An 18,745-nucleotide genomic window follows, 5' to 3' on the forward strand; every position below is an offset into this window, starting at 1 on the left:
CCTCCTGCAGGCCCACCAGAGCGGTGGCGTGCGTCAGGTTCGGGAAGTACCCGATGCGCACCTCGGAGGCGGAGAGCGGCTTGTCGCCGGTGGCCGCGACCTTGGCCTTGTCGTCGTCCTTCTTCGCCTCGGAACCGTAGCCGCAGGCGGTGAGCAGCAGGGGAAGCGCCGCTGTGACGGCGATGGCGCGCAGGGTGGTGAGCGGTCTTGCGGCAGACACGGAGGTGTCCTTTCACGGGATGGGGTTCACGAGCTACGGAGATGGGGCGACGCGAAGCCAACGGCGCACACGGCACACACGGCACCCGCTCCCGACCGGTGAGGCGGGATCGCGGTCGCAGGCTGCGGAACGGATGGGTGTCGGACGCCCCGGGGAAAGACGTCGAGCCCGTACATCGGACGGCTCCGAAGGCACGCGGTCGACGGGGTCAGCCGAGGGGCCCGCCCGGCCGACGCCAGAGCGGAGTGCGACAGCGCCCAGTGGTGCACTACGCGCGGAGCCGGGCCCGGGAACGGCCGGTGTTCAGCTGGGCTGACAGATGGCGCTGGACGTACGGACCAGGTCGATGTGCCGGCGGGAGGTCAAGGACAGCATCCGGCCTGCGTGGTGCAGTGTTCGCACGGTCACCTCCCTGGATTCCTAGTTTTCCCACCTGGTTGGTAGGCATCTTGGCAGAGGCGGACACCCGCCCCAAGAGGCTGACCGCATGGTGGACGGCGAGATCTCGCGATGTGAGAAAGTGCAGGTGGGGCGAGGGTCAGGGATTGGTCCAGGCCCCGGGGGTATCGGCCAGCGCCGATACGTCAGAGGGCAGGTCGGCTGACGCGACGTCGGCGAGTGTCACGCCGTCGAGGATCTCGCGGACGTTGGCCCGCAGTGCGACCCACAGGGGGAGCAGCGACTGGGCGGGGCCGGTGTAGGACAGGTCCGGTGGGCGGACCCCGCGCACCGATACGAGCGGCCCGTCCACGACGCGGATGACATCCGCGATGCTGATGGACTGGGCGGGTTTGGCCAGCCGGTAGCCGCCGTTGCCGCCGCGCTGGCTGAGCACGAGACCGCCGCGGCGCATGTCGTTCAGGATGCCCTCGAGGAACTTGTGTGGGATGTCCTGAGCGTCGGCGATGGCTTCGGCCTTCACTGGCCCGTCATCCTGTGACGCGGCAAGCTGCAGCGCGGCACGTACCGCGTAGTCCGCCCTGGCTGAGATCCGCATAGCGCCATTATCCGGCATGGATTCGGCCGACGTCCGTCGCGGGTGGCCGCAGGCTGCCGGGCAGGTACTCGTGCCCGGCAGCCGAGGGGGTCAGGTCGCGGATCCGCGACCTGAGCGGTGCCCGTGCCCTGCGTCAACGGAAGGTGGCCGCCACCGCGCGGTGGGAGCCGTTGAGGTAGTGCTCGCCGATGGAGCGCAGGCGGTGCGCGACCGGGCGGTGGGCCGTCAGGACCCGGGCGTTGCGCCAGAACCGGTCCAGGCCGGGGGCGTCGGCGAGTTCCAGCACCCGGGCGGTGACGTGCAGGGTGGCCTTCGACGTCACGGCTTCGGCCGTGGCGACCAGAGCGGCGACGCCCGCGGGTACCTCGGCATCGAGCTGCGCGCCTGTGGCGAGAGCCTGCGCCATCGCCTCCGTCGCCCGGTCGACCACGGCGGTCGCCGTCTGAGCGGCGGAGGCGAGTTCCCCGTACGTCAGGAAGAGATCCGGGTCCTCACCGGGCAGCCGGTGTGCGCGGCCGCCCCTGATGAGGTCGCGTGCTTCGGTGAGGGCGCCCTCGGCGATGCCGAGGCCGACGTGGCACAGGGCGAGCCGGAGCGCCGGCTCCGCGAGCGCGGTGAAGGGCGCGGTCGACTCCTCGTCGTGCGGCCGCCGGCCCAACACCTGCCCTGGCGTGATGGTGACCCGGTCCAGGGCGACCTCGCCCGCACCGGCGACCCGCTGTCCGAGGCGGCCGTGGGCGGGTTCGATGGTCACGCCCCGTGCGCCGGGTGGAATCCGTACGACCAGGACGTCACCGGTCGCGGCGCAGACGGCGTCCACCACGATCTGGTCGGCTGCGGCCACCGCCGTGTCCACGCTCCGGCGCCCGTTCAGCAGGTAGCCGGTGGAGCGCGGCCTCAGTGTGAGGTCCGGCCCCTCGGCGTCGTCGTTGGGCGCGGGAGGGCGGACCGCCCCGGTCCACAGCCACTGCTCGCGCACCGACTCCTCTTCGAGGGCGGTCGCGTGCTGGTCATTCGCGTAGAAGCGTCCGCTCCAGGCGTGTACGTAGTGGCGGGCGAGTACGTCGCCGACAGAGCTGTCCGCTGCGGCGATCTCCCGTATGACCGCGCATCCGGTACGCCAGTCCGCCCCGCGACCGGGCCCGGGCGGGGTGAGGGCCGCCGGCAGGCCGGCCTCGCGCAGCCGGGCCGCCTCGTCGGTCGGCGGCTTGCCGGCCTGATCGCGGGCGATGGCGTCCGCGGCGAGGTCGTCCGCCACATCGCGGGCGGTACGCAGGAGCGCGTGGCGCTGCTCGTCGGCGGATCGGTGGCCGGCGGGGCTGGGTGTCGTCCGCATGGGCGTCACCGGCAGGCCCGGGTGCCGCTGCGTGGCGGGGCTGGGCGGACGGCGGTGCCATGGGGGATGGCGGTGGTCATGTCGGCTACTCCGGAACGTTGTCGGGTGGCGTCGGCCGATTGCTGAGGGGCGCGGGAGGGGTGGGAGAAGGTGCTCATGAACCGGGCGGCGAGCCTGGCGAGAGCCGGCAGCATCAACGTCTTGGCCAGCCGCACCTCAGCGAATCCCCACCTTTCCCATCGAATTGATAGGGATACTTACTCGAACTGGCCTTCCCCACAAGAGCATGACCGCATGATGGACAGTTCGATCTCGGGATGAAAGACGATGCAGGTCAGCGGCGACAGGGGCAGCCGCTATGCGTCGGCTCCGGCGCTCGTGCGTCACGTACGGGGCCCTGGCGTGTGCGCCGCTGGTCCCCCTGGCGCCTGCCCGGCTTGCAAACAGGGCCAGGCAGGCCCTCCGTGCGGCCTTTTCCTATGCAATCAGTAGGGAAGTATTGACGTGCGCCCGCCGCGCAGTTCACGATGTGACCATGTCCCCGTCGCAGCCGTTGCTCGTACGCCGCAGGCACGTTGACTTCCGTCTCGTCGCCAGCGCCGTCTGCCGACCCGTTTAGGGCTTCTTCGACAGGGCATTTCCTCGACGCGCGCCGGTGTTCCGGCTGCCGCTTCCTTCTGTGCGCCGCGCTTTTCGTGACCCCGGCCCTTGAGCCGTACGGGTCCGCCCGGCGTCACGACGCGCCGACCTTCCCGGTCGAATCCGTCACGGAGACCCCCTGCCCTGTCATGCCCGAACACCCGGCGTCCGTACCTCAATCCGCGCAGCCGAAGGGGCTCATCGTGACCACCGCAATTCCCGCACCCGCCATCCGCCGTTCCCCGGCCCCGCGCCTCCAGCTGGTCGGCGACCGTCCGCCCGGTGTCTTCGCCTACGGGACCGACGGCGGCCGCGTCGCATACCTCGTGTTCCTGCCGGCGGACGTCGACCCGGTGGCGCTGATGAAAGCGCACGGCGCACGCCCGGAAAACCATTCCCGCGAGCCCGGGACGCTTCCGGCTCCCGAGCCCGAATTGGCCTCGCGCCCCGACCCCGTTCAGCTCGACGACGCCATCCGGGTCGACCGCGCACGTCGGCTGGTCGAAGTCGACGGGCGCGAACTGGATCTCACCTACCTGGAGTTCGACCTCCTGGCCCACCTCGTGGCCCATCCGTACACGGTTCACACGCGTGATGCCCTCATCTCGGGCATCTGGGGTTATGGGCACATCGGCGACGGCCGTACGGTCGATGTCCACGTAGCCCGGCTGCGCCGCAAGCTCGGTCCCACCTACCGGAACCGCATCTCCACCGTGCGCCGCGTCGGCTACAGGTACCTTCCCGACCACCAGTAGCAGTGGCTTGCGTTCAGGGGCCTGCCGGAACTCCGCCGGCGCCCGCTTCGGCCCGACGGCGGACGGTGGTGTCCGGGCTCATGCGCAGCGGGTCCGCGGCCTGCCCCATGGAGCATGAGGGCGCACCCGCAACCTAGTGCTGCGACCGGAAAGGTTCACCGGGGCCACAGCGCTATGCATTCGCGATGACCAGCAGAGTGCGGGCGGCGGCCGGGCCCGTGAGGCGACAGCGGTGCGGGACTTCGCCCCGGTGGTGGGCGCTCTGGCCGGCCCGCAGGGTCAGCGGCTCCTCGCCCTCGACCTCGAGGACGATCTCGCCCTCCAGTACGTACAGGAAGTCCTCGCCGGGGTGCTCGAACCAGCCGCGCTCGCCCTGGCCGGGTTCGAAGTGGTGCTCGTAGGCCTCCATCAGCGCGCTGCGCCCGCCGGGGATGAGGACCTGGGCGATCTGCCCGGCGGCTTCGCTGACGCGGATCACCTGCGGGTCGCTCTCGTGGCTGACCGCACCCGGTCGGGCGGGCGGTCGAAGGAAGGTTCCCGGGGTGACGTCCAAGGCCTCCGCGATCCGGTAGATCGAGCTGAGGCTGGGGGTGGCGAGGCCGCGTTCGAGCTGGCTGAGGAACGGCTGGGAGAGGCCTGAGCGGGTGGCGAGGACGGCCATGGACACGCCGTGCTGTTTGCGGCAGCTGCGGATCACCCGGCCGACCTCGATGGCCTCGGGCGTGGGTTCGGGTCGAGACACGCAAGTGAACGTACCCCATCGCCGATCAAGGACCGGGGGCCCCGGCGAGGCTTCGCACGGCCGCAACACTCCTGTCATAAGCGTGGTCAATTATTGACCTCACTTATCAACGACCGGGAAACCGAACGAGGAGTCGCCCCGTGCACGCCACCCCCTCACCGCCCGGCCGGGCCCTGCGCCGGCTCGGCCCGGCCCTGGGCGCGGCAGGTGCCGTGCTCGCGCTGTGGTACCTGCTCGCGCGGTCCGGTGCGGTGGCACCGGGGCTGCTGCCCACGCCCGGTGAGACCGCGGCCGCGCTCGTGGACAGCGCCCGCAGCGGCATCCTGGCCGCTGATCTCGGCGCCAGCCTGGCCCGTGCCGGGCAGGGTTTCGCGCTGGGCGCCCTCGCCGGCAGCGCGCTGGGCTTCGCCACCGGCCATCTGCCGCGGCTGTCCGCCGCCGTCGCCCCGGTGATCTCCTTCCTGCGGCCGATCCCGGCCATCGCGCTGGTGCCGCTCGCGACCGCCTGGTTCGGCATCGGGGAGACCGCCAAGCGCCTGCTCATCGCGTACGCCGTGCTGCTCGCCGTCTGGCTGTACGTCCACGACGGGGTTTCCCGGGTGCCCGCGTCCCACCTGCGGGCGGCCCGGTCGCTGGGGGCGCCGCTACACCGGCGGTTCACCGAGGTGCTGCTGCCCGCCGCCGCGCCCGCACTGCTCGCGGCGCTGCGGTACGGGGCCTCGGTGGCGCTGCTCGCCCTGGTGGCGGCGGAACTGGGCGGCGCGGACAGCGGGCTGGCGTACCGGCTCCAGGTGGACGGGCAGTTCCTGCGCGTGGACCGGATGTTCGCGGGGCTGCTCGTGCTCGGGCTGCTCGGCGTGGCCGTCGACCTCGTACTGGCCACGGTCGGCCGCCGGTTCGTTCACTGGAGCGCCTCATGAGCCTGGGAGTACGACTGGAGGGCCTGTCGGTCCGCTACGGGGCCGCCCCGGTGCTGGAGCGCACCGATCTGGAGTTCCCGGCGGGCTCGTTCACAGCGCTGCTGGGGCCCAGTGGGTGCGGCAAGTCCACGCTTCTCAACCTGGTGGCCGGGTTCGTGCGGCCCGCCGAAGGGCAGGTGACGGCGGGTTCCGCTCCCGTGCGCGGGCCCGGCCCGGAGCGGGGCGTGGTCTTCCAGCACTACGCGCTCTTCCCCTGGCGCACCGCCCGCGGCAACGTCGAATTCGCCCTCAAGCGGCTCGGCCTGCCACGTCCGGAGCGCCGCCGGCGCGCCCTCGCGGCACTGGCCGAGGTGGGGCTGGCGGACGGCGCCGAGAAGTACCCGGCGCAGTTGTCGGGCGGCATGCAGCAACGTGTGGCACTGGCCCGCGCACTGGCCGCGGAGCCCGAAGTACTGCTGATGGACGAGCCGTTCGGAGCGCTGGACGCACTGACCCGGACCCGGATGCAGACGCTGCTGCGGGAGCTGTGGCAGCGCCGCGGCACCACCGTCCTGTTCGTCACGCACGACATCGACGAGGCACTGGCCCTCGCCGAGCGGGTCGTCGTACTCGGCGGGACCCCCGGGCGGGTGCTGGCCGACCACACCGTGCCCGATGGGCCGCCGGACCCGGACCTGCGTGCACTGATCGCACGTCACCTCGGCTCCGGCTGAAGCCCCCTCGACTCCCTCCCCTGCTCGCATTCCGTCCCCGGAAGGACTTCCCCCATGCTCAGACCCCGTGCATTGGCCGCCCTGTTGACGGCGGCCCTGCTCTGCGCGCTCACCTCGGCCTGCGCCGACGGCTCCGGCCCTGCGGTTGGCGGTCCGCCCGCCGTTTCCCTCGCCGCGAGCGACCACCTCGGCGGGGCGCCGGTCTACGTGGCCCAGGAGCGCGGGCTGTGGTCCGCCGAGGGCATCGACGCCACTGTGACCACCCACCCCACCGGGCGGGACGCGCTGAACGCCGTGCTCGGCGGTCAGGCGCAGCTCGGCGTCGTGGGTGACCTGCCCGCGGTGACGGCCGCACTGGGCGGGCGCGAGCTGCGGATCGTCGCCGACCTGTCCCGGTTCTCCGACTGGCGCCTGCTGACCCGGACCGACCGGCAGATCACCGGCTTCGCCGCGCTGAAGGGCCGCAAGGTCGGTGTCCCGCAGGGCACGAACGTCGAGTACGCCCTGTCACGGATGCTCGCCTCCGTGCAGCTGACGGCCGCAGACGTGACCGTGGTCAACCTCGCCCCGAACCAGGTCACTTCGGCGCTGGCCCGAGGGGACGTCGACGCCGGTGTCACCTTCCCCGGCTTCTACGACCCGGCCCGCACCGCCCTCGGCGAGCGCTACGCCGAGCTTCCCTTCACCGGCTACACGGCCCGGACCCTGCTCGTTGCGGGTCCGAAGGCGACCGAAGAGACCACCACAGCCGTGCTCCGGGCACTGCTGAAGGCCCAGCGCGAGATCGCCGCCGACCCGGCCGCCGCGCGAAAGGCCGTACTCGCCCAGTCCAAGGGCGCGCTCCAGGCCGGCTACGTGGACGCCTTCCAGCCCCGCTACGGCTACGGCGCGACCCTTTCGCCGGAGCTGCTGGCCCAGTTGGAGGGCGAGGCCGCCTGGGCGAAGGCCGCCCAGAGCCTGCCGGGATCCGCCGACCGAACCGCGCTGCTGCGCCACCTGCACCCTGCGCCCCTGACGGCCGTCGACCCGGCAGCCGTCACCGTCCACTGAGCCACACCCGACACACCCGACACAGGAGATTCCCCGTGACCGTCGACCAGAACACCCTGCGCCGCCGCGGCGTCGGCCTGATCGCCCATGACCCCGCCCGCAGTTACGGCGGGTACACCCTCTACACGCCGATCACCAGCGCCGGCGAGATCCACCTCGTCGACATCGAGGGCCGGCCCGTCCACACCTGGAACTCCCCGCACCCGCCCGGCCGCCAGGCGCAGCTCCTCCCCGACGGCAACCTCTTCTACGCGGCCAAGGACACCAGCAGCCCGACCCTCTTCCCCATCTGGGACGTCTACCACGGCGGCATCTTCCAGGAACTGGGCCCCGACTCCACGGTGATCCGCGAGGTCCGGCACCCCTTCCACCACCACGACGCCTCGATCCTGCGCAACGGAAACCTCATCGTCACCGGCGTCGAACCCCTGGACCCGGCCGACGCGGCTCGCATCCGGGGCGGCATACCCGGCTCCGAAGCCGCGGGCGGGGTGATCTACGGGGACGTGGTGTACGAGCTGACCTGGGACGGGGAGGAGGTGTGGCGCTGGGCCGCCATCGAGCACCTCGACCCCGGGGAGTTCCCGCTCAACCCGCACTTCGCCCGCGAGCACTGGCCGATGGCGAACACCGTCAACGAACTCGCCGACGGCTCGATCGTGGTCGGCTTCCGCAGCGCGTCCTCCACGGTGGCCGTCGACCGCGGCGACGGTTCCGTGCTCTGGCACATCGGCCCCGACGTCCTGGCCCAGCAGCACCACCCTCACGAGCTGGCGGGCGGGAACATCCTGGTCTTCGACAACGGCACCTACCGCGACACCACCTCCGTGCCGTACTCCCGGGTGCTGGAACTCGACCCGCGCACGGGCAAGGAGGTGTGGTCCTACGAGGACAACCCGCCGCAGAACTTCTACAGCCCGTACATGTCCAGTGCACAGCGGCTTCCCAACGGCAACACCTTCATCGCCGAGGGCTCCTTCGGACGGCTCTTCGAGGTGACCCCCGGCGGGGACGTGGTCTGGGAGTTCGTGGTCCCGGAGTTCCGGTCCTTCGGCGAGGGCGTGGGCCTGGAGTCCTCGGCGGGCGCCCAGAACTCCGTCTTCCGCGCCTACCGGTACTCAGCCGACCAGGTCCCCTGGCTGTGAACGACGGCCCGGTTCATTTCACCGGAAGGCGTTGTGTGTACGGCGGATGAAATTGCCGCACGCTTCCGCGGATATCGATATCAGGACCGTTGACAGCCCTTCTCCAGGCTGCCTAGCTTACGCCGCAGACAACGACATCAGCGGCCTCCTCTGTCCGGCATGACGGCTGCTTTTCGATTCTTCGACTTATCGAATGCTGCTGGAGTGTCCTTGACCGAATCGCTCGTCCTCACAGCGCCCCCAAGGCCGCCGACGCCGGCGGAGCGGGTCCTCCCGCTACGCCGGCCCGGGCGGTGGATCGCCGCCGCCGTCGTGCTGGTGCTGGTCTCCCAGGCCGCCCACGGGCTGCTGGCCAATCCCTTCTACCAGTGGGACCGGTTCACCTACTGGTTCGTCCGGCCGGTCATCCTGGACGGCCTGTTCATCACCCTCCAGGTGGCCGCGTACAGCGCGGTGCTGGGCCTCGCGGGCGGCATCCTGCTCGCCCTCGGCAGGCTTTCCGCGAACCCCGTACTCCGGTCGGTGAGCTGGACGTACATCTGGCTGCTGCGCTCCGTCCCGCTGATCGTGGTCCTCCTCTTCCTCTACAACCTCAGCGCGCTCTACCCCACCCTGAGCATCGGGGTGCCCTTCGGGCCCGCCTTCTTCACCTTCGACGAGTCGCGGCTGGCCACCGACATCGTCGTGGCGGTCGTCGGACTGAGCCTGAGCGAAGCGGCGTACGCGGCCGAGGTGGTACGGGCGGGGCTGCTCTCCGTCGACCAGGGCCAGCACGAGGCGGCGGCCGCGCTGGGCCTGCCCAAGCGGTACCAGTTCGCCCGGATCGTCTTCCCCCAGGCGCTGCGCTCCATCGTCCCCGCCTACGTCAACCAGCTGATCGGGCTGGTCAAGGCCACCTCACTGGTCTTCTACGTATCGCTGCTCGACCTGTTCGGCACGGTGCAGAGCCTCGGCAGCACCTACTCCGGCGACATCGTGCCGCTGCTGCTGGTGGCCACCTCCTGGTACGTGGTCCTCACCAGCGTCCTGTCGGTCGTCCAGTTCTACGTCGAGCGGTACTACGCGCGCGGCGCGCTGCGCACCGTACCGCCCACCCCCCTGCAGCGGGCCCGGACGGGCCTGCGCGACCTGCGGGACCGCTTCCGCAAGGAGACGGCGCGATGACCACCATCACGCGGGCCGCCGCGATCGAGGTCCACGACGTGCACAAGTGGTACGGAGGCCGGCAGGTCCTGGCCGGGGTGAGCCTGACGCTGCCGCCGGGCACGGTCACCGCGATCCTGGGCCGCTCCGGCTCCGGCAAGTCCACCCTGCTGCGGGTCATCAACCACCTGGAGAAGCCCGGGGCCGGATACGTCAGCGTGGGCGGCGAGCTGATCGGCGTAACGCGGCACGGCGGGCGGCTGAAGGAGCTGAGCGAGCGGGCGATCCTCGCCCAACGCGGCCGGATCGGCTTCGTCTTCCAGAACTTCAACCTCTTCCCGCACCTGACCGTGCTGGACAACGTCGCAGCGGCCCCGGTGGCCACCGGCAGGCTGCCGCGGCCACAGGCCCGGGCGCTGGCGCGCGAACTCCTGGAGCGCGTGGGGCTCGGCGACCGGACCGGCGCCTACCCGCGACAACTGTCCGGCGGCCAGCAGCAGCGCGTGGCCATCGCCCGCGCCCTCGCGCTGCGGCCGGGAGTCATCCTCTTCGACGAACCCACCTCCGCGCTCGACCCCGAACTCGTCGGCGAGGTGCTGTCCGTGATCAAGGACCTGGCCACCGGCGGCACCACGCTGGTCATCGTCACGCACGAGATCGGCTTCGCCCGCGAGGTTGCCGACGAGGTCGTCTTCCTCGACGGCGGCCGCATCGTCGAACAGGGCCCGCCCGAGCAAGTGCTGGACCGGCCCGCCCACCCCCGTACGCGGGAGTTCCTGAGCAAGGTGCTCTGACTCCGCCGCGGCCCACCCCCGCCCCACCCCCGCCCCACCAGTCCTTCCCGACCCGAAAAGGAACACCATGCAACGCCGACGCTCCCTGCGCACCAGATTCGTCCGCGGCCTCGGCGCCGCCACCGCCACCGTGGCGCTCACCTCCGGCCTCACCGCGTGCGGGGGCGACGCCGAGGCGACCGGATCTGGCTCCGGCAAGGTCACCGTCGGCGCGGTGTCCAACGGCGCCGCCCGGCAGGCCGAGCTGTCCGTCCCGGTGGTCGAGTCCCTGCGCGCCCTGCTGCCCGCCGACGTCCGTGAGCGCGGCGAACTCGTCATCGGGGTCGGCGCGCTGCCCGCCGGCTTCCCGCCGCTGGCGTACGTCGGCACCGACCAGAAGACCCTGACCGGAGCGGAACCCGACCTCGGACGCCTGGTGGCCGCGACGCTCGGGCTGGCGCCGGTGGTGAAGAACTCCACCTGGGAGAACCTCTTCGTCGGCATCGACAGCGGCAAGGTGGACGTGGCCTTCACGAACGTCACGGTCACGGAGGAGCGCAAGAAGAAGTACGAGTTCGCCTCCTACCGGCAGGACAACCTGGCCTTCGAGACGTTGAAGGACAACGCCTGGAACTTCGGCGGCGACTACCGCAATCTCGCGGGAAGGACGGTCGCGGTCAGCTCGGGCACCAACCAGGAGAAGATCCTGCTGGAGTGGCAGAAGAAGCTCCGGGCCGAGGGCAAGGACATCACCGTCAAGTACTTCCCCGATGCCAACAGCACCTACCTGGCCCTGAGCGGCAAGAAGATCGACCTCAGCTTCGGCCCGAACCCGGCCATCGCCTACCACACCACCCAGACGGCGAGCGGCAACGCCCCCACCCGCAGCGCGGGATCTTTCTCCGGCGCCGGCGAGTCCCTCCAGGGTTTGATCGCCGCGACCGCGAAGAAGGACAGCGGGCTTGCCAAGCCGGTGGCAGAGGCGATCAACCACCTGATCAAGAACGGCCAGTACGCGCAGCTGCTCGGCGCCTGGAACCTGTCCGACGAGGCCGTCACCACCTCGGAGGTCGACCCGCCGGGCCTGCCGGTGACCAACTCCTGAATCCCCGGCCCTGGGCCGCGCCACGGACGGAGAGCCCGCCCCATGAGCACGAAAGCAGGTCCCGGCACGACGATTACGGGTATGAGCCTGGACACGGCTTCACCCGGCGCCGCCGCCCGTCCTGCGTGGCGGTCCGCGCACCCGGCAACACCGCTGCCAACTTCTCTTAATATTCAGGTCATTGTATGGCACCGCTATCAAGCGTAGCGTTTCGAAGAGACATTGGTAACGGGCCTCTTCCCCGCCCGCTCATACGCCCTCATATTCGTGACGCGCATCGGCCTCCTTTTCGTACGGCCGATCAGGAAGGCATAATTCGACGTGCCCTCACCCCCGCCCGCATCCGCATTCACATCAGCGTCATCCGAACCGCTGCACCTCGCCGTCGCGCTCGACGGCGCGGGCTGGCACCCTGCCGCATGGCGCGAGCCGGGTGCCCGGCCCGGTGAACTCTTCACGGCCCGCTACTGGGCCGACGCCGTGGCCGAGGCCGAAGCCGGACTGCTCGACTTCGTCACCTTCGAGGACTCCCTCGCCCTCCAGTCGTCCTCGGCGGACGGGCCCGACGGGCGCACGGACCAGGTCCGCGGGAGGCTGGACGCGGTACTCACCGCCGCCCGCGTCGCACCGTTGACCCGGCACATCGGACTGGTTCCGGCCGTGACCGCCACCCACACCGAGCCCTTCCACATATCCAAGGCGATCGCCACCCTGGACCACGTCAGCCGCGGACGTGCGGGCCTGCGCATCCAGGCGTCACGACGTGCGTACGAAGCCCGGCACTTCGGACGCCGTGCGGTCCCGCTCCCCGATGCGGAGTCCTACGAGGAGACCGCCGACCACATCGAGGTGATCCGGCGGCTGTGGGACAGCTGGGACGACGACGCCGAGATCCGGGACGTGGCCACCGGCCGGTTCATCGACCGCGACAAGCTGCACCACATCGACTTCGAGAGCCGTCACTTCAGCGTCCGGGGGCCGTCGATCACCCCGCGCCCGCCGCAGGGGCAGCCCGTTGTCACCGCGGCGAGCACTGTCGGCGCCCCCGGCGACGGCAGCGCGGCGTACGGCCTCATCGCCCGGTCCTCCGACGTCGGGTACATCGCCCCGCGCGACGCCGACGGGGCCCGCGCCGCGGTCACGGAGATCCGGCAGGCCCGGGAATCCGCCGGGCTCTCGGCGCAGCCGCTGCACCTCTTCGCAGACCTCACCGTGTTCCTGGACGAGGACGCCCCGGCGGCCGAAGCGCGCCGCAGCCGCCTGGACGCACTCGCGGGCGCCTCGTACAGCAGTGACACGGCGATCTTCACCGGGACCACGGCGCAGCTGGCGGACCTGCTCCAGGACTGGCGGACGGTCGGCCTGTCGGGCTTCCGGCTGCGGCCCGGCGCACTCGCCCACGACCTGCCCGCGATCACCCGGGGGCTGGTACCGGAGCTCCAGCGGCGCGGAGTCTTCCGCCGCGCGTACGAGGCGGACACCCTGCGCGGACTGCTGGGCCTGGAGCGCCCGGCCGGCCGCTACGCCGCCCGCCCCGCCGCCTGATCCCGGCCCCGGAAGGACCCATCATGAGTAGCAGACCGCTCAAGCAGATCCATCTCGCGGCCCACTTCCCCGGCGTCAACAACACCACCGTGTGGAGCGACCCGGCGGCCGGCAGCCACATCGACTTCGACTCGTTCGTCCACTTCGCGCAGACCGCCGAACGCGCCAAGTTCGACTTCCTCTTCCTCGCCGAAGGGCTGCGGCTGCGCGAACAGGGCGGAAAGATATACGACTTGGACGTCGTCGGTCGTCCCGACACCTTCACCGTGCTCGCCGCCCTGGCGGCCGTCACCGAGCGCCTCGGGCTGACCGGGACGATCAACTCCACCTTCAACGAGCCCTACGAGGTGGCCCGCCAGTTCGCCTCGCTGGACCACCTTTCCGAGGGCCGGGCCGCCTGGAACGTCGTCACCTCCTGGGACGCCTTCACCGGTGAGAACTTCCGGCGCGGCGGATTCCTGCCGCGCGATGAGCGCTACAGCCGGGCCAAGGAGTTCCTGGCCACCGCGACCGAGCTGTTCGACTCCTGGGACGGCTCCGAGGTCGTCGCCGACGCAGGGTCGGGCGCCTTCCTGCGGGACGCACGGGCCGGGGCCTTCGCCCACCAGGGGCGGCATTTCGACATCGAAGGCCACTTCAACGTGCCGCGCAGCCCGCAAGGCCGGCCGGTGATCTTCCAGGCGGGCGACTCCGACGAGGGCCGCGAGTTCGCCGCCTCCAGCGCCGACGCGATCTTCGGCCGGTACGGGACGCTCGACGAGGGCCGGGAGTTCTACGCCGACGTCAAGGGCCGCTTGGCCAAGTATGGGCGTTCACCGCACCAGTTGAAGATCCTGCCCGCAGCCACCTTCGTACTCGGCGACACCGACGCCGAGGCACACGAGCTCGCCCACGAGGTACGCCGCCTCCAGGTCAGCGGGCAGACCGCGATCAAGTACCTGGAGCACGTCTGGAACCGGGATCTGTCCGCCTACGACCCGGACGGCCCGCTGCCTGCCGTCGACCCGGTGGTCGGTGAGAACACGATCGCCCTCGGCCGGGCGAGCGTCCGCCAGTTCCGTGACCCGCTCGAAACCGCCCGGCAGTGGCGCGAGCTCGCCGAGGCCAAGAAGCTGTCGATCCGCGAACTCGTCATCGCGACCACGTCCCGCCAGACCTTCGTAGGCTCCGCCGCCACGGTCGCCGAGTCGATCAACGATCTGGTGCAGGCGGACGCGGCCGACGGGTTCATCCTGGTCCCCCACATCACTCCGGGTGGCCTGGACGGATTCGCGGACACCGTCGTCCCGCTGCTCCAGGAACGCGGTGTCTTCCGCGCCGAGTACGAGGGCACCACCCTGCGCGACCACCTCGGGCTCTCCGTGCCCGGCGTGGCGGCCGGGCAGGTCGAGGCCTCGTGAAGTTCCTGGCCATCACCCTGATCACGGACTCCGCGGATCCGGTGACGGGCGCCCTCACACCCACCCGTGAGCGGTTCCGCGAGGTGGTCGCCGCCGCGCTGCTCGCGGAAGAGCTCGGCTTCGACGGCTTCGGGGTCGGCGAGCGCCACGAGCGGCCGTTCCTGTCGTCCTCGCCGCCGGTGGTGCTCAGCCACATCGCCGCGCTGACCCGCCGGATCCGGCTGTTCACCGCCGTGACCACGCTGAGCCTGCTGGACCCGGTGCGCGCGTACGAGGACTACGCGACGCTCGACCACCTCTCCGACGGCCGCCTGGAGCTGATGATCGGCAAGGGCAACGGTACGGCCCAGCGCGAGCTGTTCCACGTGACGCCCGAGGACCAGTGGGAGCGCAACGCCGAGGGCTACGAGCTGTTCCGACGCATCTGGCGCGAGGACAAGGTGAGCGCCGAGCCGCGCTTCCGCCCCGCGCTGGCCGGCGCCGAGGTGCTGCCGAGGCCCTTCCAGCCGGCCCTGCGGGTCTGGCACGGCAGTGCGACCAGCCGGGAGTCCGTCGACCTCGCGGCGCGCTACGCAGACCCGCTCTTCTCGGCGAACGTGACCCACCCGATCGGCCCGTACGCCGAGCTGATCCGCCACTACCGCGAGCGCTGGGAGCACCACGGGCACGATCCGGCGCACGCCGTCGTGGGCGCGGGCACGGCCGGCTACCACGCGGCCCCCACCTCGCAGCAGGCGGTGGCGGCGTACCGGCCGGCGTTCGCCCGATACCTCGCCGCCCACGAACGGCAGGGAATCACCCCCGTTTTCGCAACGATGGAGGACTTCGTCGAGCGGAGCTCGGCGCTGATCGGCAGCCCCCAGCAGGTGATCGAGAAGGTCCACCGCTACCACGAGGCGTTCGGCCACACGGTCCTGCACCTCCAGGCGGAGCCGAACGGGCTCACCCCCGCGGAGCACCGCGCCTCGCTCGAGCTCTTCCAGTCGCAGATCGCCCCGGTGTTGCGCCGCGAGATCCCCGACCCTTCCTTCCCCGACCCTTCCTTCCCCGATCTTTAAGGAGCCCGGCCATGTCCGGCATCCCCCTCGGGGTCCTCGACCTCGTCCCGGTCTCGTCCGGTTCCACCGCCGCCGAGGCCCTGCACCGCAGCATCGATCTCGCCCGGCAGACGGAGGCGTTCGGCTACGCCCGCTACTGGTTCGCCGAGCACCACCTCAATCCGGGGGTCGCCGGGACCTCCCCGGCGGTCGTCCTCGCGCTCACCGCCTCCGCGACCAACACCATCCGGCTCGGTTCCGGCGCCGTCCAGCTCGGGCACCGCACCGCGCTGTCCACGGTCGAGGAGTTCGGCCTGATCGACGCGCTGCACCCCGGGCGCCTGGACCTGGGCCTGGGCCGCTCGGCCGGCAGGCCGCAGCAGCGGACTTCGCAGGTCCCTCCGTTCGAGGGGTACACCCCGAACGGGTTGCGCATCCCGGCCCGGTTCTCCTTCGCGCACCTGCTGGGTCATCCGCGGGTCGCGCTCCAGCAGAGGCTGCTGAACCTGCCCGGTGCCCAGCCGCAGGACTACGCCGAGCAGGTCGACGACGTCCTCGCACTGCTGCGGGGCGACTACCGCTCCCCGGAGGGGGTGGAGGCACATGCCGTCCCGGGGGAGGGGGCCGACGTACAGGTGTGGATCCTGGGCAGCAGCGGCGGAGTCAGCGCGGAGAGCGCAGGCCGCAACGGGCTGCGGTTCGCCGCCAATTACCACGTCAGTCCCGCCTCGGTGCTGGAGGCGGCCGAGGGCTACCGGGCCGCGTTCAAACCGTCTGCCGAGCTGGACCGGCCGTACCTGACGGTGTCCGCCGATGTCGTCGTCGCCGAGGACGACGCGACCGCCCGCGAACTGGCCACCGGGTACGCGCCCTGGGTGCGCAGCATACGTACCGGCGAGGGCGCCATCCCCTTCCCCACGCCCGCCGAGGCGCGCGCCCTGCCCTGGACGGAGGCGGACCGGGAACTCGTCGCCGACCGGGTGGACACCCAGTTCGTCGGCTCGGCACGGACCGTCGCCGATCACCTGGATCGGCTCCAAGAGGCCACCGGAGCGGACGAGTTGCTGATCACCACCATCACGCACGACCACGCGGACCGGGTCCGCTCCTACCGGCTGCTGGCCGAGGAGTGGCAGCGCCGTTGACGCACCTGCCGACCCCCCTGATGCCCCACCCGCCGCCACTTCCTCGCCGGGTCCGCGGCCACCCTCGGCCCCGCCGCGCTCCCCGCCGCGCTCCCCGCCGCGCTCCCCGCCGCGCCGCAGGCCCAGGCGGCGGCGCGGGCAGCCCAGGCCGCGACGACCGCCGGTACGGCGACTCCGAACCTCGTGGTGATCCTTGCGGAGCGCTGCTCAGGCCACTTGCGGGTCAACCGTGCTGTGGCTTCCTCCCAACCCTCAGTCCGGCGTCCATGGTGATTCTGTAGTTGTGGCTGAACATCAGGCCCTCCTCTTGTCCTCGGACAGGGGCAGGCCGCTACCTTCTTGACGTGGCTGGTGAACGGGTACGGGAGCGGCGGCTGCGGGTGTGTCGTGGCAGTCGGTCGCGGCGGTGGAGTCCGGCCGGCAGGCCCCTTCGGTGACGGTGGCGCTCGGGCTCGCCGCGGCGTTGAGCTGCTCGGTGGAGCGTCCAGGCCCGCAGCATGCAGGGGGGAACGACGTGATCGACTTGGCATCGGTCAAGACGCTGGCGGGGACCGCGCGAGCGCGGTCGGCACCGCTCGTGTTCGCAGCCGGCGCGATGGTGGGCGTGCTCGGCGGCATGATCGGCCTCGGCGGCGCGGAGTTCCGCCTGCCGTTGCTGATCGGCATGTTCGGATTCGCGGCCCTGTCGGCCGTCATCCTCAACAAGGCGATGAGCCTCGTCGTCGTGATCACCGCCCTGCCCGCCCGCCTCGCCGCGGTCTCCTTCGGCGACCTCGGCGCCCACTGGACGATCGCGGCCAACCTCCTGGCCGGAAGCCTGCTCGGCGCATGGGCAGGAGCCTCGTGGGCAGTACGGATGCGGTCCGCCACCCTCTACAAGGTCCTCGCGATCCTCATGGTCGCCATGGCCGCCGCCCTCGCCCTGACCCACACCACCGCCCTCGGATCCCTCGACCTTCCGGGACCGGTCCAGGTGAGCGCCGGAGTGGTGGCCGGATTCGGTATCGGCGTAGTCGCCGCGATCATGGGCGTCGCCGGCGGTGAACTGCTGATCCCCACGATCGTGCTGCTGTTCGGCGCGGACATCAAGCTGGCCGGAAGCCTGTCCCTGCTGGTATCCCTGCCCACGATGCTCGTCGCGTTCGCCCGCTACAGCCGCGACGGCAGCTTCGCCGTCCTCGGCGCCAACCTGCGCTTCGCCGCCCTCATGGCCACCGGCTCGATCGCCGGCGCACTCCTCGGCGGACTCCTCCTCGGCGTGATCCTCGACCTGGTCCTCATCCCCGGCCTCGCGATCATCCTGCTGATCTCAGCCGTCAAGGTCGCCCGCCACAAGTAGCCACAGTCCCTGTCGGCAAGAGGGGTTGCCCAGGTCCACGTAGCCCGATCTGCCGCACCTGCACGCCTACACCCGGGGTCTGGAGCGAGACCGCGCCGCTGTGATCGCCGCGTTCACACTCGCGCCACGGCCGCCTCGGCAATGAACAAAAGCCCAGGTCAGGTGGATGGGGGCGCGGGCGGCTTCGGCCGGGTGGTACCGGGAAGGCAGGCGACTTCCGGGTTGTACGTCCCGAACGTTCCCGAGGGGTTCTTCTTCCAGAGCCACAGGTGCAGGGCGTAGTGGACGGGCTGGCCGGGGAAATGGCCGAGATGTGGGCCGGTGAAGGGCCGGCCGAACAGCTTCGGGCGGTCGTCGTCCGTCCCCATGTCCTGGTCGCGGTCATAGACGACCCACTGGACGCCGACGAGGCGTTTGCCCCCGAGCCCGTCGTCCTCGTAGTAGAGCGCGGCGGGCTTCGCCGGGTCGACGGAGTTGTCGTACGCGTGGTTGAAGTGCGGGTAGCCGAGAGCGCCCGATCCCGCCCGGTCCTCGATGCAGTATTTGTCCGGGACGTAGCCCGCCCTCACCGCGGCGGCATGCCGCTGGAACGGGGCGGTCGCGCGGTAGGTGGTCGCGCGGTCGGCGCCGGCCCTGCCGGCGTCGATGCCGGCAGGGGACGCGGAGGCCGGGGCGGCGACGGCCGCGAGGGCGAGAGCGGCGGCCGCTGCGAGGGCCGGGGCGGGACTGCGGACCATGCGC

General features: G+C 71.3%; 18 protein-coding genes and 1 pseudogene. 13 read left to right on the top strand and 6 right to left on the bottom strand.

The genetic code is table 11. The annotated features are described in order from the left end of the window. From ACFWBF_RS15245 to ACFWBF_RS15260, 4 genes and pseudogenes are all read right to left on the bottom strand, one after another. Window positions 1–220, bottom strand: a pseudogene (locus ACFWBF_RS15245) (sulfate ABC transporter substrate-binding protein); the annotation flags it as partial. A 303-nt stretch (window positions 221–523) separates the two neighbouring features. Then, entirely contained in the window at window positions 524–595 is a 72-nt protein-coding gene (locus ACFWBF_RS15250; protein WP_385601060.1) for a putative leader peptide, read from the bottom strand. Between the two features lie 163 nt (window positions 596–758). Further along, entirely contained in the window at window positions 759–1,217 is a 459-nt protein-coding gene (locus ACFWBF_RS15255) for an RrF2 family transcriptional regulator (RefSeq protein WP_385600848.1), read from the bottom strand. Window positions 1,218–1,350: 133 nt separating this feature from the next. Next, window positions 1,351–2,553 carry an acyl-CoA dehydrogenase gene (locus tag ACFWBF_RS15260; protein WP_385600851.1) on the bottom strand — a complete coding sequence of 401 codons (1,203 nt, stop codon included), beginning with the start codon at window positions 2,551–2,553 and terminating at the stop codon, window positions 1,351–1,353. A gap of 842 nt (window positions 2,554–3,395) precedes the next feature. Here ACFWBF_RS15260 and ACFWBF_RS15265 point away from each other — a divergent pair. Continuing rightward, complete coding sequence (locus ACFWBF_RS15265; RefSeq protein ID WP_385600853.1) at window positions 3,396–3,947, top strand: winged helix-turn-helix domain-containing protein; 552 nt, start codon at window positions 3,396–3,398, stop codon at window positions 3,945–3,947. Window positions 3,948–4,119: 172 nt separating this feature from the next. Here the strand turns inward: ACFWBF_RS15265 and ACFWBF_RS15270 are convergent, their stop codons facing one another. Beyond that, window positions 4,120–4,689, bottom strand: a complete 570-nt coding sequence (locus tag ACFWBF_RS15270) for a helix-turn-helix domain-containing protein (RefSeq protein WP_385600855.1) — start codon at window positions 4,687–4,689, stop codon at window positions 4,120–4,122. A 140-nt stretch (window positions 4,690–4,829) separates the two neighbouring features. On the opposite strand from ACFWBF_RS15270, the gene ACFWBF_RS15275 reads away from it, so the two are divergent. From ACFWBF_RS15275 to ACFWBF_RS15330, 12 genes are all read left to right on the top strand, one after another. Next, complete coding sequence (locus ACFWBF_RS15275) at window positions 4,830–5,609, top strand: ABC transporter permease (RefSeq protein WP_385600858.1); 780 nt, start codon at window positions 4,830–4,832, stop codon at window positions 5,607–5,609. Continuing rightward, complete coding sequence (locus tag ACFWBF_RS15280) at window positions 5,606–6,322, top strand: ABC transporter ATP-binding protein (protein ID WP_385600860.1); 717 nt, start codon at window positions 5,606–5,608, stop codon at window positions 6,320–6,322. Before ACFWBF_RS15275 ends, ACFWBF_RS15280 begins: the two co-directional genes overlap by 4 nt. A gap of 54 nt (window positions 6,323–6,376) precedes the next feature. Next, window positions 6,377–7,372: an ABC transporter substrate-binding protein gene (locus ACFWBF_RS15285; protein ID WP_385600863.1), complete on the top strand. Its 996-nt coding sequence runs from the start codon at window positions 6,377–6,379 to the stop codon at window positions 7,370–7,372. Window positions 7,373–7,407: 35 nt separating this feature from the next. Continuing rightward, window positions 7,408–8,517 carry an aryl-sulfate sulfotransferase gene (locus ACFWBF_RS15290; protein WP_385600866.1) on the top strand — a complete coding sequence of 370 codons (1,110 nt, stop codon included), beginning with the start codon at window positions 7,408–7,410 and terminating at the stop codon, window positions 8,515–8,517. Between the two features lie 159 nt (window positions 8,518–8,676). Continuing rightward, complete coding sequence (locus tag ACFWBF_RS15295; protein WP_385600869.1) at window positions 8,677–9,681, top strand: amino acid ABC transporter permease; 1,005 nt, start codon at window positions 8,677–8,679, stop codon at window positions 9,679–9,681. Beyond that, a complete protein-coding gene (locus tag ACFWBF_RS15300; protein ID WP_385600872.1) occupies window positions 9,678–10,454 on the top strand; it encodes an amino acid ABC transporter ATP-binding protein in 777 nt (258 codons plus the stop codon). The genes ACFWBF_RS15295 and ACFWBF_RS15300 overlap by 4 nt, the downstream gene beginning before the upstream one ends. A gap of 67 nt (window positions 10,455–10,521) precedes the next feature. Continuing rightward, window positions 10,522–11,538, top strand: a complete 1,017-nt coding sequence (locus ACFWBF_RS15305) for a transporter substrate-binding domain-containing protein (RefSeq protein WP_385600875.1) — start codon at window positions 10,522–10,524, stop codon at window positions 11,536–11,538. Between the two features lie 321 nt (window positions 11,539–11,859). Continuing rightward, window positions 11,860–13,083: an LLM class flavin-dependent oxidoreductase gene (locus ACFWBF_RS15310; RefSeq protein ID WP_385600879.1), complete on the top strand. Its 1,224-nt coding sequence runs from the start codon at window positions 11,860–11,862 to the stop codon at window positions 13,081–13,083. A 23-nt stretch (window positions 13,084–13,106) separates the two neighbouring features. Further along, window positions 13,107–14,483 carry an NtaA/DmoA family FMN-dependent monooxygenase gene (locus ACFWBF_RS15315; protein WP_385600882.1) on the top strand — a complete coding sequence of 459 codons (1,377 nt, stop codon included), beginning with the start codon at window positions 13,107–13,109 and terminating at the stop codon, window positions 14,481–14,483. Then, on the top strand, window positions 14,480–15,541 hold the full coding sequence (locus ACFWBF_RS15320) for an LLM class flavin-dependent oxidoreductase (protein ID WP_385600885.1): 1,062 nt from the start codon (window positions 14,480–14,482) through the stop codon (window positions 15,539–15,541). Before ACFWBF_RS15315 ends, ACFWBF_RS15320 begins: the two co-directional genes overlap by 4 nt. Window positions 15,542–15,552: 11 nt before the next feature. Continuing rightward, window positions 15,553–16,665 (top strand): LLM class flavin-dependent oxidoreductase, encoded by a 1,113-nt coding sequence (locus ACFWBF_RS15325; protein WP_385600888.1) that lies wholly within the window; start codon window positions 15,553–15,555, stop codon window positions 16,663–16,665. Window positions 16,666–17,071: 406 nt separating this feature from the next. After that, complete coding sequence (locus ACFWBF_RS15330; RefSeq protein WP_385601063.1) at window positions 17,072–18,004, top strand: sulfite exporter TauE/SafE family protein; 933 nt, start codon at window positions 17,072–17,074, stop codon at window positions 18,002–18,004. 158 nt (window positions 18,005–18,162) lie between these two features. Here the strand turns inward: ACFWBF_RS15330 and ACFWBF_RS15335 are convergent, their stop codons facing one another. Beyond that, the gene (locus ACFWBF_RS15335; RefSeq protein WP_385600891.1) at window positions 18,163–18,741 is read right to left on the bottom strand and encodes a hypothetical protein; all 579 of its coding nucleotides are present in this window, start codon (window positions 18,739–18,741) and stop codon (window positions 18,163–18,165) included. Window positions 18,742–18,745 lie beyond the last annotated feature (4 nt).

This window comes from Streptomyces sp. NPDC060028 (assembly GCF_042736725.1).
Lineage (GTDB): Bacteria > Actinomycetota > Actinomycetes > Streptomycetales > Streptomycetaceae > Streptomyces.

Excerpts from the sequence above, each read along its gene's own strand:
- ACFWBF_RS15255 (WP_385600848.1), bottom strand. The coding sequence starts at position 1,217 with ATGCGGATCTCAGCCAGGGCGGACTACGCGGTACGTGCCGCGCTGCAG.
- ACFWBF_RS15260 (WP_385600851.1), bottom strand. The coding sequence starts at position 2,553 with ATGCGGACGACACCCAGCCCCGCCGGCCACCGATCCGCCGACGAGCAG.
- ACFWBF_RS15280 (WP_385600860.1), top strand. The coding sequence starts at position 5,606 with ATGAGCCTGGGAGTACGACTGGAGGGCCTGTCGGTCCGCTACGGGGCC.
- ACFWBF_RS15285 (WP_385600863.1), top strand. The coding sequence starts at position 6,377 with ATGCTCAGACCCCGTGCATTGGCCGCCCTGTTGACGGCGGCCCTGCTC.
- ACFWBF_RS15295 (WP_385600869.1), top strand. The coding sequence starts at position 8,677 with ATGACGGCTGCTTTTCGATTCTTCGACTTATCGAATGCTGCTGGAGTG.
- ACFWBF_RS15300 (WP_385600872.1), top strand. The coding sequence starts at position 9,678 with ATGACCACCATCACGCGGGCCGCCGCGATCGAGGTCCACGACGTGCAC.
- ACFWBF_RS15305 (WP_385600875.1), top strand. The coding sequence starts at position 10,522 with ATGCAACGCCGACGCTCCCTGCGCACCAGATTCGTCCGCGGCCTCGGC.
- ACFWBF_RS15315 (WP_385600882.1), top strand. The coding sequence starts at position 13,107 with ATGAGTAGCAGACCGCTCAAGCAGATCCATCTCGCGGCCCACTTCCCC.
- ACFWBF_RS15325 (WP_385600888.1), top strand. The coding sequence starts at position 15,553 with ATGTCCGGCATCCCCCTCGGGGTCCTCGACCTCGTCCCGGTCTCGTCC.
- ACFWBF_RS15335 (WP_385600891.1), bottom strand. The coding sequence starts at position 18,741 with ATGGTCCGCAGTCCCGCCCCGGCCCTCGCAGCGGCCGCCGCTCTCGCC.